Below are 16291 nucleotides of genomic sequence, written 5' to 3'. Positions count from 1 at the left end.
AGATGACTGAGGACGAGGCGCGGGCGTACGCCGGCAGCTTCCTGTTGGGGGTCCAGCCGCTGTCGCTGTCGGAGCTGGAGAACTATCTGGCCAAGGCGGCTGACCTGCTGCGCGGCAGCATCGACCAGGCCGACTTCAAGGCGTACATCTTCCCGTTGATTTTCTTCAAGCGGATCAGCGACGTGTACATGGAAGAGTTCGCCCAGGCCCTGGAGGAGTCCGGCGGCGACCACGAGTACGCATCGTTCGCCGAGAACCATCGCTTCACGATCCCCGAAGGCCACCTCTGGGAGAACATCCGCAACCGGGCTGAGAACATCGGTACGGCCTTGCAGACCGCGTTCCGAGAGATCGAGAAGGCGAACCCCGAAACCCTGTACGGGATCTTCGGCAACGCGAGTTGGACCAACAAGGACAAGCTGCCCGACCGCAAGCTCGCAAACCTGATAGAGCACTTCTCGACGAAGACGCTCTCGAACGCGGCGGTCGCCCCCGATGTCTTCGGCAACGCCTACGAGTACCTGATCAAACGGTTCGCCGACCAGTCGAACAAGAAGGCCGGTGAATACTACACACCCCGCTCGGTGGTCCGTCTGCTCATCAACATCCTCAACCCGGTCGAAGGCGAGAGCGTGTACGACCCCGCCTGTGGAACGGGCGGGATGCTGATCGAAGTCATTGAGCACGTAAAGGCCGACGGAGGCAGCCCAAAGACTCTATGGGGCAAGCTGTACGGGCAGGAGAAGGTCCTGGCCACCTCGGCGATCGCTCGGATGAACCTGCTGCTGCATGGCGTGGAGGACTTCAAGATCATCCGCGAGGACACCCTGCGCAGCCCGGCTTTCTACACCGGCAACCGGCTGGCCCAATTCGACTGCGTCGTCGCAAATCCGCCGTTCTCCCTGAAGAACTGGGGCGAGTCCGGTTGGGCCACCGATAAGTGGGGCCGCAGCGCACTCGGCGGTGTGCCGCCGAAGGGGTATGCCGATTGGGCATGGGTGCAGCACATGCTCACCTCAGCCCAACCCACGACCGGCCGGGTAGCTGTAGTCATGCCGCAGGGCGCCCTGTTCCGGCAAGGTGCGGAGGCGAGGATCCGGACCCACATCCTCAAATCCGACGTCGTCGATGCTGTGATCGGACTGGCGCCCAACCTGTTCTACGGCACAGGCCTGGCAGCATGTGTCCTGATCCTTCGTCTGCAGAAGCAGCCCAACGAAAAAGGCAAAGTGCTCTTCATCAACGGCGAGCACTTGTGCAAGCGTGGCCGCAACCAGAACACCCTCGAGCCGGAGCATGCCGAAGCGATCCTCGACGCGTACGAGCTGTTCAAAGATATCGACGGGCTTGCCCGAGTCGTCGATCTGAACGAGATTGCAGGCAACGACTACAACCTCAACATCCCGCTCTACGTCGCACCCGCCGATACGGGCGAGAAGGTCACTCTGGCCAGCGCCTTGGCGAACCTCGAAAGCTCTCACATCGAAGCTGCGAAGACGCGCTCTGCCTTGGAGGTCGAGTTGGGCAAGTGGGGACTGGATTCTTTTTCACTTGAAGGGGTGTCGGCATGAACTCGACCCGAATTACCCAGCGTGAGCTGGAGTCCTACTTATGGGGCGCTGCTGTTGTCCTGCGCGGTCTCATCGATGCTGGAGACTACAAGCAGTACATCTTTCCGCTCGTCTTCCTGAAGCGGATCTCCGACGTCTACGAGGAAGAACACTCCGCTGCCATGGCGATCTACGGCGACGAGGCGCTGGCCGACCTGCCTGAGAACCACAGGTTCGCCATACCGGACGGCGCCAGCTGGGATGACATCCGAGCCGTCACCAAGGACATCGGCGCCACGATCCTCAAAGCCATGCGAGCCATCGAGAAGGCGAATCCCGACACCCTTCCGGGCGTATTCGGGGAAGGCGACTGGGGGAACAAGAACCTGCTCCCTGACTCCACACTGTCCGAATTGATCGAGCACTTCTCGACCGAAACGCTGTCGATCGCAAACCTGCCCGAGGACGAGCTCGGCAACGGCTACGAGTACCTCATCAAGAAGTTCGCCGACGATTCCGGTCACACAGCACAGGAGTTCTATACGAACCGCACGCTTGTACACCTGATGACCCTCATGCTGCAGCCGCAACCCGGCGAGTCCGTGTACGACCCGACCTGCGGGACCGGCGGCATGCTCATCTCCACCGCCGCCGAGGTCAAACGGCAGGGCAAGGAGTGGCGGAACTTGCGCCTCTATGGCCAAGAACTCAACTACGGGACCTCCGCCATCGCACGGATGAACCTCTTCCTCCACGGCGTCACTGACGGACACATTGCCCATGGTGACACCCTCGCCCAGCCAGCCTTCCATGATACGGACGGGCATCTGCAGACCTTCGACGTCGTACTCGCGAACCCGCCCTACTCCATCAGGTCGTGGAACCGCGCCGCATTTGCCAAAGACCCCTATGGCCGGAACACATGGGGCGTCCCACCACAGGGCCGGGCGGACTACGCCTTCTTCCAGCACATCGCCAAGAGCCTCGATCCCAAGACTGGCCGAGCCGCGGTCCTCTTTCCCCACGGCATCCTCTTCCGGCGCGAGGAAGCCGAATTGCGCGAGGCCCTCGTGAAGTCGGACCTGATCGAGTGCGTCCTCGGCCTAGGCGCGGGACTCTTCTACAACTCGCCCATGGAGGCCGTCGTCATCACCCTCCGCACCAGCAAGCCCGCCGAACACAAAGGCAAGGTGCTCTTCATCAACGCCATCAACGACGTTGCCCGCGAACAGGCCCAATCGTTCCTGCGTGAGAACCACCAGATGAAGATCCTCAACGCCTACCGGGGATTCGCAGACGCTCACCAGTTCGCGGCCGTCGCGACCCTCGACCAGATCGCCCAGAAGGGATACAGCCTGGCTATCCCGCTCTATGTCGCTGGCGCCAAGGCCGCGGACGCCAGCGAGCAGATCGATTTCCTTGACGCTCTCGCCGACTGGCGCGCCGCGGCCGTCGCCGCAGACGCCACCACTGCCGCTGTTCTGAGCTTGCTTCGTGCGGAGGTGTCAGCGTGAGCCTGAACCTCGACAAATCGACTTGGAAACGAGTGGCTTTGGGTGACGTGGTCAACAATGTCAACCTCACCGTTCGCGCCCCGGAAACTGCGGGCATCGACCGGGTGATTGCCATGGAGCATATGGACCCCGGGGAGCTCAAGATCCAACGATGGGGCTCCCTCGATATGGGCACGACTTTCACCCGCCGCGTGAAGCCCGGCCAGACGCTTTTCGGCAAGCGCAGAGCGTACCAGCGCAAGGTGGCGTATGCCGAGTTCGACGCCATCTGTTCCGGCGACATCCTCACCTTTGAGACAGACAAGACCCAGATGCTGCCCGAATTCCTGCCGCTTCTCACACATTCGAACGAGTTCTTCGACCATGCTCTCGGAACCTCTGCGGGCTCATTGTCACCTCGCACGAACTGGCGAGACCTTTCTAAGTTCGAGTTCGACCTGCCGCCCCTCGACGACCAAAAACGCATTGCTGACCTCGTCTGGGCTGTGGAAGCCGCGTCTGGAGCGCAAACCTCGCTCCGCAATGCTGCGCTGAAAGCTCGGGACATCTGGCTGGATGATCGGATTCAGGCAATGGTCGCTGATAGGACGGTCTCGTTCTCCGTTGTCTGGTCTCGATCGCCGGAGAGTGGCTGGTCGTCGGCGCCGGTCGCCGAGGATACTGGGCGTTATGTCCTGTCGTTGGCGGCTCTCGGCCCTGAGGGATACCGACCCGGCAATCTGAAGAACATCCCGGATTCAGCACAATCACGAACTGCGACCCTTCGAACCGGTGACCTACTTGTTTCTCGAGCTAACACCATCGAAGCGGTCGGCCGGGTCGGGATCTACACGGAAGATCGCTCCGATGTCACGTTTCCAGATACGATGATGCGCCTGTGGCTGATCGACGATGTGTTGCCCAAGTTTGCTGTCGCAGTGATTGCAAGTGCGCATGGACGAGCGCATATGCGAAGGACCGCGGCCGGAAGCGCTACGAGCATGGTCAAGATCAATCGAAAGTCTTTGGGACGAATGGATTTCCCATCTGTTTCACTGGACGACCAGCGTGCGCTCCTTGCTCGACTCGAGCATCTGGATTCTCTGGTGAAGTCAATCGATGCAGAGATGAATGCCCTCGCATCGGTGCGTTCATCGCTCCTTGCCGAAATCTTCGGAGGCAATTGATGACCAATTTTAGTGAGGCTAACGCGGTGCGGGACTTCGTGCGGGACTTGGTGACGTCGCGTGACGTCCCGTTTGTAGCGGGCAGCAAGCTTCCGCGACACCTCGATGAGGTGCTGATGGAAGGACCGGTCAAGGAAGCGCTGATCCGTTTGAATCCGGAGATCGCAGCAGATCCGGACAAAGCCGAACAGGTCATCCATCACCTGCGCGCGATCGTCATCGCGGCTCGCACGAGTCCGCATCCGATCGTTGCCAACGAGGAGTTCATGGGTTGGTTGACCGGGCAGAAGTCGATGCCGTTCGGGCCGAACGGGGAACACACGACAGTCTGTCTGGTCGACTTTGACTACCTTGATGATGATTCGTCGAACCGCTGGGTGATTTCGACGGAAGTTGCGTTCAGACAGGGCCGAGTCGAGAAGCGGTTCGATCTGGTGTTATGGTGCAACGGGTTCCCGCTGGTTGTGGGGGAGGCAAAGTCGCCCACCCGGCCGGCGTACACGTGGATCGACGGGGCTGCGCAGATTCATGACGACTATGAGCAGAGCGTTCCACAGTTCTTCGTTCCGAACGTGTTCTCGTTCGCTACAGAGGGCAAGGACTTCCGGTACGGCACGGTCGGCATGCCAATCGAGCTGTGGGGACCTTGGCGCGAAGAGCCCACCGACGAGGACGCGCCGGCTAAGATCGGGCTCACCGCTGTCCAGGAGGCGGTCCAGGGCGTCCTCACGCCCCGCGCCGTGCTGGACTTCCTGCGGTTCTTCACGGTCTACGCAACGGACAAGAAGCACCGGAAGATCAAGATCATTGCCCGGTTCCAGCAGTTCAAGGCGACCAACCTGATCGTCGAGCGCGTGCTGCTCGGCGAAGTCAAGCAGGGCCTGATCTGGCACTTCCAGGGCTCAGGCAAGTCTCTGCTCATGGTCTTCACTGCCCTCAAGCTCCGAGCCATGGCCGAGTTGACCAACCCGACGATCCTGATCGTCGTGGACCGCATCGATCTCGATGCGCAGATCACCGGCACCTTCAACGCCTCCGATGTCCCCGGCCTGGTATCGACGGACTCGCGAGCCCAGCTTCAGGCGCTCCTGAGCCAGGGGGCGCGGAAGATCATCATCACAACGATCCACAAATTCGGTGAGGCCCCAGGGGTGCTGGACGCCCGTGGAAACATCATTGTGATGGTCGACGAAGCCCACCGCTCCCAGGAGGGTGACTACGGGCAGAAGATGCGCGAAGCGCTGCCCAACGCATTCCTCTTCGGCTTGACCGGCACACCGATCAACCGACGTGACCGCAATACCTTCATGTGGTTCGGGTCGCCTCAGGACGAGGGCGGCTACCTTTCGCGGTACTCCTTCGGCGAATCGATCCGTGACGGCGCAACCCTCCCTCTGCATTTCGAACCGCGCCTGTCCGAGATCCACATCGATCAGGACGGGATCGATGCCGCCTTCGAAGAGCTTGCTGCCGACCGTGGCCTCTCCGATGCCGACAAGATCACGCTTTCGAGGAAGGCGGCTTCGATCGAGGTCCTGATCAAGACGCCGTCGCGAATCGCGAAGATCGCCGCTGATATCGCCGAACACTTCCGCGCCAAGGTCGAGCCCGAGGGCTTCAAGGCACAGGTCGTCGCCTACGACAAGGCCTCATGTGTGGCGTACAAGGCCGAGCTCGACAAGCATCTGGGACCGGAGGCTTCGACGATCGTCATGTCGAAGACCAGAGGCGACTCGCCAGACTGGGTGAAGTGGACCCCAGGCGCGGAGGATCTGGAGCAGGTCCTCACGCGGTTCAACGACCCTGCGGATCCGCTGAAGATCATCATCGTCACCGCCAAGCTCCTCACCGGGTTCGATGCACCGATCCTCTACTGCCAGTACCTCGACAAGCCGCTCACGGAGCACACTCTCCTGCAGGCGATCACTCGCACCAACCGGGTCTACCCACCTAACAAGACGCATGGACTGGTGGTGGATTACCTCGGAATCTTCGACGACGTGGCGAAGTCGCTGGCGTTCGACGAAAAGTCCGTGCAGCGAGTTATCTCCAACATCGAGGAGCTCAAGAAGGAGCTTGAGCCCGCCATCAACGTGGCTCTGTCGTTCTTCCCCGGCGTCGACCGGACGGTGGGCGGGTACGAGGGCCTGGTCCAAGCCCAGTCGGCAATTGCCGACGACGCGACGAAGGACGCGTTCGGCCTAGCATACAGCGTTGTCTCTCAACTGTGGGAGGCACTCAGCCCGGACCCGATGCTTGCCTCGTATCGCGATGATTACCACTGGCTGACCGACGTCTACGAATCCGTCCGTCCCTCTGACATAACCGGACGCCTGGTCTGGCACGCGCTCGGCGCCAAGACGATCGATCTGATCAACGAGCACGTCCAAGTCGAGCTGCCGGAGGGCGCTGAGACGATCGTCCTCGATGCCCAGACCATCGAGGACCTTATGCTGGGCAAGCGCACGGACATCCCGCCGGAAGAGATCGAGAAACAGATCACGGCGCGCATCGCCCGGCACCTAAACAACCCGGTCTTCATCCAGCTCGGCCAGCGCCTCAACGCTCTACGCGAGAAGTACGCCGACATCCAGCAGTCGAGCCTCGACTTCCTCCGGGAGCTGCTGGAACTTGCGCGCGACACGGTCGTAGCCGAGAAGGCCGTTAATGAAATCCCTCGTGAGGAGCAGGGGAAAGCCGCTCTCACAGAGCTGTTCCAGGCGGTCAAGACCGAGGAAACCCCGATCATCGTCGAGAACATCGTCAACCGCATCGACGAAGTCGTCCGTGCGGTGCGTTTTGAGGGCTGGCAGGCCACCATCCAGGGCGACCAAGAAGTCCGCCAAGCCCTCCGCAAGACTCTCTACGTCCAGTTCAAGATTCGTGACAACGACGTCTTCGAGAAAGCGCTGAGCTACATCCGCGAGTATTACTAGTGGGCTTGCCCGCGCACTGAAGCGATTTCTCTGGCGCGGAGGGCCTCGACGGATATACGTCGTGTGGAAGTGTACGCGGATTGGGCGTATTTCCGGGATCCTCCACCGGCCTCTCCAGTATTATGCGCATGCTTATCTGCCCGAACTCCTGCACTGAAATTCGACCCACCCGATATCGAGGAAGCTAATCAGGATATGGCGAGATTTGGGAGCAAGCCAGGCGATCGGGGAACCCTGGATGTGAGCAAGACCGGGCAAGGACTGATTCAGGGATACATCATTCCCAAGGAGAGCCCTGCTCCTGGAACTATCGCAGCGGAACGTCTCGCAACTGGGGTGAAACTCATCGAAGTCGTCTCTTGAGTGAGGGTGTGCGTTGAGATCGCTGACGATAACTACGCACGTAGGACCCGCGCCGATGAAGATGCACGCAACGTGCTTCATCTGAAACACCCGCGGAGCGCCAGGATCTGCACAAGAGATCATCACGGACGTCGTCGTGAGCGCCCTGTGCTGACGTCTATTGCCTGCCGAACGGGCTTCCCCGTTCCTGACAAGGCTCTTCTGAATGGACGCATGCTACCGCTGGTAGGCGCTGCGCACCTGTCTCTCACAGAGGTGAGGGAGGCGGGCGTGAGGGGCGGCGTGACATTGTTCCGCGGGGACGGCGCGGACGCGCGCCGGTACGTCGAATCCGATCGCTCGCGCGCCGATGACTACTACCTCGGAGCCGGAAGCGTTGCCGAGTTCGTCCAGCTCGACCGCGACGGCGAGGCCACTGCGAACCGAGACCTCGCCCCGGGCGCGTACGCCGGATGGGTCGACTGGGAGCACCCGATCACCGGGGAACAGCTGGGTGTCCCACGGCGGGCGGGCGAGGGCCGTCTGGGATCGCCGCGCTTCGCAGAGATGGTGGTCAACGCACCGAAGTCCCTCTCCATCGCCGCGGCCCTGCATCCCGAGGTGTCAGCCGCGCTCGACGCCGCACAGCAGGATGCCGCCGCCGAGATCCGCCGCTGGCTCGCCAGGCATTCGGTGACACGGGTCGGGCCGCGCGGCGCGCAGGAGGTCGTGCCGGCCGAGGAACTGCACACTGTCGCCGTCACCCACCGCACGAGCCGCGCCGGGGACCCACATCGGCACATCCACCTCCAGATCGGCACGCGCGTGCGTGCGGCCGGCGCCTGGCGCGCGCTCGACACGGCGGCACTGTTCGCCCAGCAGGGCGCAATCCGCGCGCTCGGCACTGCCGTCATCGCCGCTCATCCCGCGCTTGCCGAGGTGCTCGACCGGCACGCGCTGACGCTGGATCCCGTCACCGGGGAGGTCGCCGAGCTGCACCCGTTCAATGCGGCGATGAGCAAGCGGGCCGTCCAGGTCGAGCGGAACCTTGACCGCCTGAGCGCCGAATGGGAGGCCGTGCACCCCGGTGAGACACCGGGACCGGTGGTCACCGCGCGGTTGCAGGCGAAGGCGTGGGCGTACGAGCGGCCCGCGAAGAAGCCGACCAGCCTCGCTGAGGAGGCCGCGTGGATCGCCGGGCTCCGGCATGCCGGATACGACCCCGCAACCCTGAAGCGACCGGCACCGCCTGCGGTGGTTGCGCTCGAGGACCTCTCGATCGAGGAGATCGCATCCCGCGCCCTCGACCGGTGTGCCGCCCGCGCCTCAGCGTGGACCACGCACACGGTCACCGAGCACGTCACCGTCCTGGTGACCGAGTACGGTGTGCGCGCAACCGGCGAGGAGCTGCGGGAGTTCGTCGGGCTCGCGTCCCGGCTCGCGTTGGAGGACTGCTTCTCGCTCCTGCCGCCCGGCGCACCCGCACCGGAGCACGTCGCGCACCTCACGAGCGTGCGCGTGATCGAGGCCCAGACGAGGCTTCGCGACCTCCTGACCGCCCGTGTCGCAGATGCCGGGCCCGAGCGCCCCGATCTCGGTGGCCTCGCCGAGGCCGATGGCCTCGATCCGGACCAGCGCGAGGCGGCCGCGGCCGTTGCGTCGCCGGATCCGCTCGTCGTCGTCGAGGGAGCCGCCGGTGCGGGGAAGACGACGATGCTCGCCGCCGCGATCGCCGCCTCCGAACGCGAAGGGCGCCGGGTGCGCGTCGTTGCCCCGACGAGGAAGGCCGCGCGCGTCGCGGCCGAGGAACTCGGCGTGCCCGCGGACTCGGTTGCGGCCCTCGTGCACGCGCACGGCTGGCGGTGGAACGGCGACGGCGTCTGGACCCGCCTCGCCCGCGGGGCGATCGACCCCGAGACCGGACGCAGCTACGACGGCCCGCCCACCGAAGCACGGATCGGCCGGGGCGAGCGGATCGTCGTCGACGAGGCCGGGATGCTCGACCAGGACACCGCGCTCGCCCTGTTTACCCTCGCCGCGGAGTCGGGAGCGAGCGTCGCGCTGGTCGGCGACCGCGCGCAGCTGCCCGCAGTCGGCCGCGGGGGAGTGCTCGACATGGCAGCCCAGATCCGCGGCCGCGTCTGGCAGATGACCAGCGTGCACCGCTTCACCGATCCCGCCTACACCGACCTCACGCTCGCGATGCGCGACGGCCGCGGTCCCGGCGAGGTGTTCGATCAGCTCACCGTACTCGGTCTCGTCCGGATCCACGCGAGCGAGGACGACGCCCAGACGCACATCGCCGGCACCGCCCGCGACGGCGACGCGATCACCGTCGTGACCCTCGAGGAAGCCACTGCCCTCAACGAGCGCATCCGCGCCCGCCGAATCAAACGCGGCGTCGTCGACGACGCCCGAACAGTCACGGGCAGCGACGGCCTGAGCATCGGCGCCGGAGACCTGATCCAGACCCGACGCAACGACACCGGCCTCGGCGTCGCCAACCGGCAGAACTGGACTGTGCAGCAGGTCGACGCCGACGGATCGCTGTGGGTGCGCGAGACCGGCACAGGCCGAAGGCACGAGACCAGCGTTCACCTCCCAGCCGACTACGTGGCGGAGTACGCGCACCTTGCCTATGCGGCGACCGCCTACGGCGTCCAGGGCACGACCGCAACGGCGTCGCACACGCTGCTCACCCACCAGACCAGCGCGGCGGCCGTATATGTCGGCATGACCCGCGGCCGCCAGGCGAACCGGCTGCACGTCATCGCCGAGAACCCCGACCATGCCCGGGAACAGTTCACCGCCGCGATGGAACGCGACCGCGCCGACCGGGGCCTCACCTTCGCCACCGACCGCGCAGGGGTAGCCATCCGCGGGCTCACCGACAGCGGCCCAGCAAAGCGGGTACGAGACGAAATCGCCGCGCTCAGCGCCCGCGCCGAGGCCGCCGAGCGCGCGGCCGCACAATGGGGCCACGTCGCCGGCCTCTTGGCCGCGTCGGGCACACACCGCCCGACGCCATCTCTCAGGGAGGACAGGCTGGCCGCGGTGGCCCGCGTATTCGGCATCGAGCACGTTCGCCGAGCAGCCGGGCGGTACGAAGGCGCCAACCCCGGCCGCGAAATCCGGCGTTGGACAAAGGCCGCCCAAGACGCGCGAACTGAGGCCGAATCACTGAGGTCGTTGATGCCTCGCGACGCCGTCGTCCGCATCGAGCGCACCCGTGCAGCTGAGGCGCAGAAGGCCGCAGCCCACACGGCCCAGCAGGCCGAAGCCGAGCGTCTCGCCGTGCGTGGGCGTACATCGGACCGTGAGGAGCGCATCCAGAGCCTCTGATCAAGACGATGATGAATCGGATGCCGCGAGGTAAGTGAGCCGGGGGCACGGCTCCGGAGCCGGAGCCGCCCCGCAGGGCATTCCCGGCCTCCCGTGGGCTCGACAGGTTGCGACCGGCACCTTGCCCGAACAGTGGCAATACAGACCCCAACCCCAGCTCTGTTTGGCGGCGGGTTCGCACCGCGTCCTCTGGATGGCCTGTCCCGGACGCGGCCTAAGCATCAGGTTTGAAAAATGAGGTTAGCCTCTCGCCGTGGACACCTGAGTTAGCGGGATCCGATGGTCCTGCGGGAAGGTGTTCTTCTGGGCAGGTCGACGAGGTCGTTCACGCCGGAGTGTCGGCGTGAGGCGGCGCGGCTGGTGATCGACACGGGCCGGCCGATCGCGCAGGTCGCCCGGGAGCGCGGCGTCGGGGAGGCGCTGCTGGGCCGGTGGGTGAAGGGCGAGCGGGCGCGGCAGGACCCGGCCACCCGCGGCGGTGGTGGACGAGAAGGCCGAGCTGGAGCGGCTGCGGCGGGAGAACGCCAGGCTGCGGATGGACAACGAGTTCCTGGGAAAAGCCGCGGCCTTCTTCGCCTCCAGGCATCCGAACGGGAATGCTTCGAACTGATGCGCGTGGAGAAGGCCAACTACCCGATCTGCCGGATGGCCGCGCTGCTGGGCGTCTCCCGCTCGGGGTTCAATGCCTGGACCAAGCGCACACAACGGGTCCCGACGCCGGCCGCGGCGCGGCGTCGGGCCCTGGACGCCGCTGTACGGCAGGCGCATACGGCCTCGGACGGGGTCTCCGGCGCTCCGCGCATCCGGGCCGCGCTGGCCCGGGACGGGATCTGTGCCGATGTGAAGCCCGTGGCGGCCTCGATGCGGCGCCAAGGCCTCGAGGGCGTCTCCCCGCGCCGGTTCCGCCCCGCCAAGGCCGCCGGCACGGCCCCGGTGCACCGGATCCCGGACCGCCTCGGGCGCAAGTGGGACACCGGGGCGCTGGACGCGGTCTGGACGGCGGGTATCACCTACCTGCCCACGGGGCAGGGCTGGCTCTACCTCTGCGCCGTGCGGGACGGGTGCTCCGGGCGCGTGATCGGCCTAGGCGATGGACACCGTGCAGAACACGGCCCTGACCGTGTGCGCGCTGCGCACGGCCCACACTCTGCGCGGGCGCGTCCCGGCCGGGGTCGTGTTCCACGCCGACCGCGGTACCCAGTTCACCTCGGAGCAGATGCACCGGGCATGCCAGGACCTCGGACTCGCCCAGTCCGTGGGCCGGACCGGGGTGTGCTGGGACAACGCGATGCAGGAGTCCTCCGGGCCTACGCTCAAGGCCGAGATCTACAGCCGCCGCAGATGGGCCACCCGCGCCGAGGCACTCACCGCCGTCGGGACATGGATCAAGGCCGTGTACAACCGGCGGCGCCTGCACTCGGCGCTGGGCTACCAGACCCCGGTCCAATCCGAAACAGGCCGCCGGGCCACCACTCGGACGGCAGACGCCGCCTGAGCAACCGTCCACGATTTGCGGAGAACCTCAAAAACCCCTCAATGGGGTCAAGTCCGCAAGGCCGCTGGGACATCTTCGATCTGATTCGGGTTCGCCAAAAGGGGTGTAGTGAGAAAGCACTGTGGAGGAGCGCTCAGTCATGGGAACGGAGGCAGTGACCGATGCATCCTTCGACGCCGAGGTACTGGTTCGAGCACGCCGGTGATCGTGGATTTCTGGGCCGATTGGTGCAGCCTTGCCGCCTGCTTTCTCCAGAGCTTGAGGAACTGGCGGAGGAGAACGCGGGAACGGTGGTGGTCGTCAACGAGAACCCCGAGACGTCGGCCGATTTCGGCATCACATCGATCCCCTCGGTCCTCTTGTTCGACGATGGAGAAAGTAAGGCCGCGGTGATCGGGGCCCACCGGCCGTCGGGCGAGGCCTGGACTGAATTGGCTTCTGCTGTCCGCAAGGCATCGAGAAGGCGTCAGCTGCGGCTGAACGCCTGATAACACTCACCGTGGCTCGGCCGACGCCGATGGCACGTCTGATGTGGGCAGGCTCAAGGCCCGAGTCATGGGCCCGTGGCGTGCCCGGTCCCCTCGGCATCGGACCGGCGGCTATCTCTGCCCAGCGGGGGAGGGCTTGATGTTCTGGTTGGAGCGGAAGAGATTGTCGGGGTCGTAGTGGGCCTAGATCCGGGCGAGGCGGTCGTAGCGGGCGCCGTAGGCTGCGCGGATACGGGCTTCTCCTTCGTCGTTGTGGAGGAAGTTCACGTAGACCCCTCCCGTGGCGTGTGGCTCCATCGCCGCGAAGTAGCCCCTGCACCATTCGATGTCCGGATGGTAGGGGCCGCCGGTCGGCCATGCGGCGTTGATGTTGATCGCGTGCGCCGCGTCTCGTCCGCTGGCTGCGGAACTGCCTTCGGGGCGCGAGGCGATGGCACCGCCCAGGTGGAACAGCAGCGTGTAGGAGGCAGGGGAGGCCTTGGCCCAGGAATGTTCGAGCAGGGCCTCGACGGCGGCGTCGGTGAGAGGGGGCAGGTAGTGGGATTTCCAGTAGTAGCCCCAATGATGGGGGACGCCGGCGTCGAACATGCCCTGGTGCTCGATGTAGGGCTTGTAGCGGACCAGATCGGCCGCGGGCGGGCCGAATTCGCGCAGCGGGCGCAGCAGGTCCTCGCCCACTCTGCGGTCTCCGACGAAGAACGGAATCACCAGCAGCACGTCAGTGCCGCGCAGGTGCTCTGGCACCCAGTCGACCGCTGGGGCCGTGCGGAGATTCAGGTAGACCGAAAGCTCATCAGGGGCTGCGGAGATGAATACGCGGTAGAAGGCGAGGGTCTCTCGCGCCTGCTCGGCACGGAAGAGGATGGGGCCTGCCAGGACATGGGTGCCCGGGGAGTGGGGGCGGAAGCAGAACTCGGTCACGATGCCGAAATTGCCGCCGCCTTGGACTGCCCAGAAGAGCTCCGGGTTCTCATCCTCCGATGCTTTGACCAGGCTGCCGTCGGCGAGCAGGAGCCTGGCCGAGAGCAGGCTGTCCGAGGTGAGCCCCCATCGGCGGCTGAGCCAGCCGAATCCGCCGCCGAGGGTCAGCCCTGCCACGCCGGTATGGGTGACGATCCCTCCGGGAACGGCCAGACCGTGCTTCTGGGTCACAGCGTCCACGTCACCCCACAGTGCCCCGGGCTCGACACGGACAGACCCTCCGCCCGGTTCGAGGGCCACCTGCCTGAGGCCGAGAAGTCGATGACGAGGCCGCCCTCGGCCAGCGCCGAGCCGGAGACGTTGTGGCCGCCGCCTCGGACGGCAAGCGGCAGGTTCCGGCGCTCGGCGTATTCCAGCGCAGCGGCCGCGTCCTCCTCGCCGAGACAGCGGGCGATGAGGGCCGGATGGCGTTCAATGGCGCCGTTCCAGATTTGGCGGGCCGCGGGGTACCCTGCATCCCCGGGCCGCAGCAATTCGCCCCTAAAGCCCGGTACCTCATTGTCCATGACGGCATGATCGGAGGAAGCGGCCAGTCCGGCAAGGGCTGGCGGCTTCGAGATCCAGACCGAAGACGGTTCCGTCATCTCCGCACCTCCCTGGCGCGGCGGGGCGTATCGTGAACACAGCGTGATCTTGGGCGTAGAGTGGATGGCGCCCTTCGGCAGACTCAGAGGTCGAGTCCGCGGGTTCGACGTTCCCGGCTCATTTCTACCGGCGAGCGGCACTCCATGAAGTACAGGCGACTTAGCAGGACCGGGCTGACCGTCTCCACCGTGGGCGTGGGCACGTGGCAGTTCGGCGGAGAGTGGGGGAAGTACTTCTCCCAGCCAGACGTGGACGCCGTCCTGGGGCCCGCTCGTGACCTGGGGATCCACCTCGTCGACACCGCCGAGTGCTACGGCGACCACTTGTCCGAGGAATTCGTCGGCAGGGCGATCGCCCGCAACCGTCAGGACTGGGTGGTGGACACCAAGTTCGGGCACCGCTTCCACGGCCTCGACGACCGCACTGAGGAGTGGTCTTCCGATGAGGTCGGTCGCCCAGCTGGAGCGTTCTCTTCGCGCTCTGGACACGGATTACATCGACGTGTACCAGTTCCACTCGGGCAGCGACGAGGTCTTCGGCCAGGACGCGGCCTGGGAAGCGTTGGGCGCGCAGATGCAGGCCGGCAAGGTCCGGCACCTCGGCATCTCCCTCGGCAGCAACGCCAACGTGCACCAGACCGACCGCGCCACGGCCGTGGAGGCAAGCGTGGTCCAACTCGTCTACAGCCGCCTCGACCCCGAGCCCGAACTGGAGGTCCTCGCCTCCTGCGAAAGGCACGATTTGGGCGTCCTTGCCCGCGAGGCCCTGCCGGAGGCCTGCTGTCCGGCAAGTATGCCCCCGGCACCCGATTCACAGATCCTGCCGATGCCCGGTCTCGGCGTCCTGAGGAACGGATGCAGCAGCGCCTCGCCTATGTGTACTTCCCCGTGAGGTTGTGAACGCGGGCTGAGGGGACTTGGCCGCCGATGCCGGTGTGGGGTCTGTGGTGATTGTAGTGGTGGATCCAGTGCTGATAGGTCGCCTCGCGCGCTTGTTCGCTGTCATAGGCGGCGGCGTATGCCCATTCGGCGGCCAGGGTGCGGTTGAAGCGTTCTACCTTGCCGTTGGTCTGCGGCCTGTAGGGCTTGGTCCGCTTGTGCTTGATACTGCCCAGGGCGTTCGCGAATGCGTGTGAGCGGTAGCAGGAACCGTTGTCTGTCATCACCGCGGTCACGGTGATGCCGAGGGTGGCGAAGAACGTGTTCGCACGGGCCCAGAAGGCCGCCGCGGTCTCTTTGCGCTCGTCGTCAAGGATCTCCGAGTACGCGACACGGGAGTGATCATCGATCGCGTGGTGCAGGTAGCGGTAGCCGCGTGATCCGGCGGCTCCGGCCCGGGCTGCCCGGTCACGGGCGGCATCGGACTTGCGGTCCTGCGTGGATCCGCGGCCATGGACGCGCCATCCGCCGCCGGCCGGGATCCTGCCCTGCTTCTTGATGTCGACGTGCACGAGCTGGCCCGGCGCGGAGACCTCGTAGCGCTCGGTTTTGGGCTTGGGCACGGGCAGACCGGTCGACTGGTCCACGGCTTCCAGAAGCGGCATCCGGTATCGGCTCAGGACGCGGCCGACCGTCGAGCGGGCAAGGCGCAGGTGGTAGGCGATCCGGTGCGGTCCCCAACGACGGGTGAAGCGCAAGGCGATGATCCGGCGTTCGGTGCGGCGAGGCAATCGCGATGGCGAGGTCTTCGGGCGGGAGCTTCGGTCGGTCAACCCCAGCCCGGCCCGATACCGGTCGGCCCAGCGCTTCGCAGTCGCCGGAGAACATTGGAACCGCTCCGCCGCTCGCCGCAGCGACCAGCCGTGTTCGACGACCAGGACAGAGAGACGACGACGCCCTTCCGGCGTCAAAGGCGCGTTAGCGTGGGTCACGAAGGCCTCCGTGGTGACGAAT

At 65.4% G+C, this 16291-nt stretch carries 10 protein-coding genes and 3 pseudogenes; 9 read left to right on the top strand and 4 right to left on the bottom strand.

What is annotated here, in order from left to right; all coding sequences use genetic code 11:
* The first annotated feature begins 2 nt into the window (after positions 1-2).
* The 7 genes and pseudogenes from RBS60_RS06350 (at position 3) to RBS60_RS06320 (ending at position 12833) form a co-directional block, all read left to right on the top strand.
* A complete protein-coding gene (locus RBS60_RS06350) occupies positions 3-1571 on the top strand; it encodes a class I SAM-dependent DNA methyltransferase (protein ID WP_307956680.1) in 1569 nt (522 codons plus the stop codon).
* A complete protein-coding gene (locus tag RBS60_RS06345) occupies positions 1568-3064 on the top strand; it encodes a class I SAM-dependent DNA methyltransferase (protein ID WP_307956679.1) in 1497 nt (498 codons plus the stop codon). The genes RBS60_RS06350 and RBS60_RS06345 overlap by 4 nt, the downstream gene beginning before the upstream one ends.
* A complete protein-coding gene (locus RBS60_RS06340; protein ID WP_307956678.1) occupies positions 3061-4230 on the top strand; it encodes a restriction endonuclease subunit S in 1170 nt (389 codons plus the stop codon). Before RBS60_RS06345 ends, RBS60_RS06340 begins: the two co-directional genes overlap by 4 nt.
* Positions 4230-7166, top strand: coding sequence for an HsdR family type I site-specific deoxyribonuclease (locus RBS60_RS06335; RefSeq protein WP_307956677.1), 2937 nt, complete (start codon positions 4230-4232; stop codon positions 7164-7166). Before RBS60_RS06340 ends, RBS60_RS06335 begins: the two co-directional genes overlap by 1 nt.
* 645 nt (positions 7167-7811) lie before the next feature.
* Positions 7812-10850 (top strand): MobF family relaxase, encoded by a 3039-nt coding sequence (gene mobF, locus RBS60_RS06330; RefSeq protein ID WP_307956676.1) that lies wholly within the window; start codon positions 7812-7814, stop codon positions 10848-10850.
* Positions 10851-11129: 279 nt separating this feature from the next.
* Positions 11130-12345: pseudogene (locus RBS60_RS06325) on the top strand (IS3 family transposase).
* A gap of 161 nt (positions 12346-12506) precedes the next feature.
* The gene (locus tag RBS60_RS06320; RefSeq protein WP_307956675.1) at positions 12507-12833 is read left to right on the top strand and encodes a thioredoxin domain-containing protein; all 327 of its coding nucleotides are present in this window, start codon (positions 12507-12509) and stop codon (positions 12831-12833) included.
* A 111-nt stretch (positions 12834-12944) separates the two neighbouring features.
* Here RBS60_RS06320 and RBS60_RS19635 read toward each other — a convergent pair.
* From RBS60_RS19635 to RBS60_RS06310, 3 genes and pseudogenes are all read right to left on the bottom strand, one after another.
* A pseudogene (locus RBS60_RS19635) lies at positions 12945-13016 on the bottom strand (BBE domain-containing protein); the annotation flags it as partial.
* Complete coding sequence (locus RBS60_RS06315) at positions 13017-14054, bottom strand: FAD-binding oxidoreductase (protein WP_374049236.1); 1038 nt, start codon at positions 14052-14054, stop codon at positions 13017-13019. It lies immediately after the preceding pseudogene.
* Complete coding sequence (locus RBS60_RS06310) at positions 13982-14398, bottom strand: FAD-binding protein (RefSeq protein WP_307956673.1); 417 nt, start codon at positions 14396-14398, stop codon at positions 13982-13984. The genes RBS60_RS06315 and RBS60_RS06310 overlap by 73 nt, the downstream gene beginning before the upstream one ends.
* Positions 14399-14542: 144 nt before the next feature.
* Here RBS60_RS06310 and RBS60_RS19630 point away from each other — a divergent pair.
* Positions 14543-14827, top strand: a pseudogene (locus RBS60_RS19630) (aldo/keto reductase); the annotation flags it as partial.
* A gap of 13 nt (positions 14828-14840) precedes the next feature.
* Entirely contained in the window at positions 14841-15290 is a 450-nt protein-coding gene (locus tag RBS60_RS06305) for an aldo/keto reductase (protein WP_307956672.1), read from the top strand.
* Here RBS60_RS06305 and RBS60_RS06300 read toward each other — a convergent pair.
* Positions 15271-16269: an IS481 family transposase gene (locus RBS60_RS06300; RefSeq protein WP_307956671.1), complete on the bottom strand. Its 999-nt coding sequence runs from the start codon at positions 16267-16269 to the stop codon at positions 15271-15273. The genes RBS60_RS06305 and RBS60_RS06300 overlap by 20 nt on opposite strands.
* Between the last annotated feature and the right edge of the window lie 22 nt (positions 16270-16291).

Origin of the sequence: Sinomonas sp. ASV486 (assembly GCF_030908215.1) — a bacterium.
Lineage (GTDB): Bacteria > Actinomycetota > Actinomycetes > Actinomycetales > Micrococcaceae > Sinomonas > Sinomonas puerhi.
The sequence above is the reverse complement of the archived record's forward strand: the minus strand, read 5'-3'. Positions and strand labels throughout refer to the sequence as shown.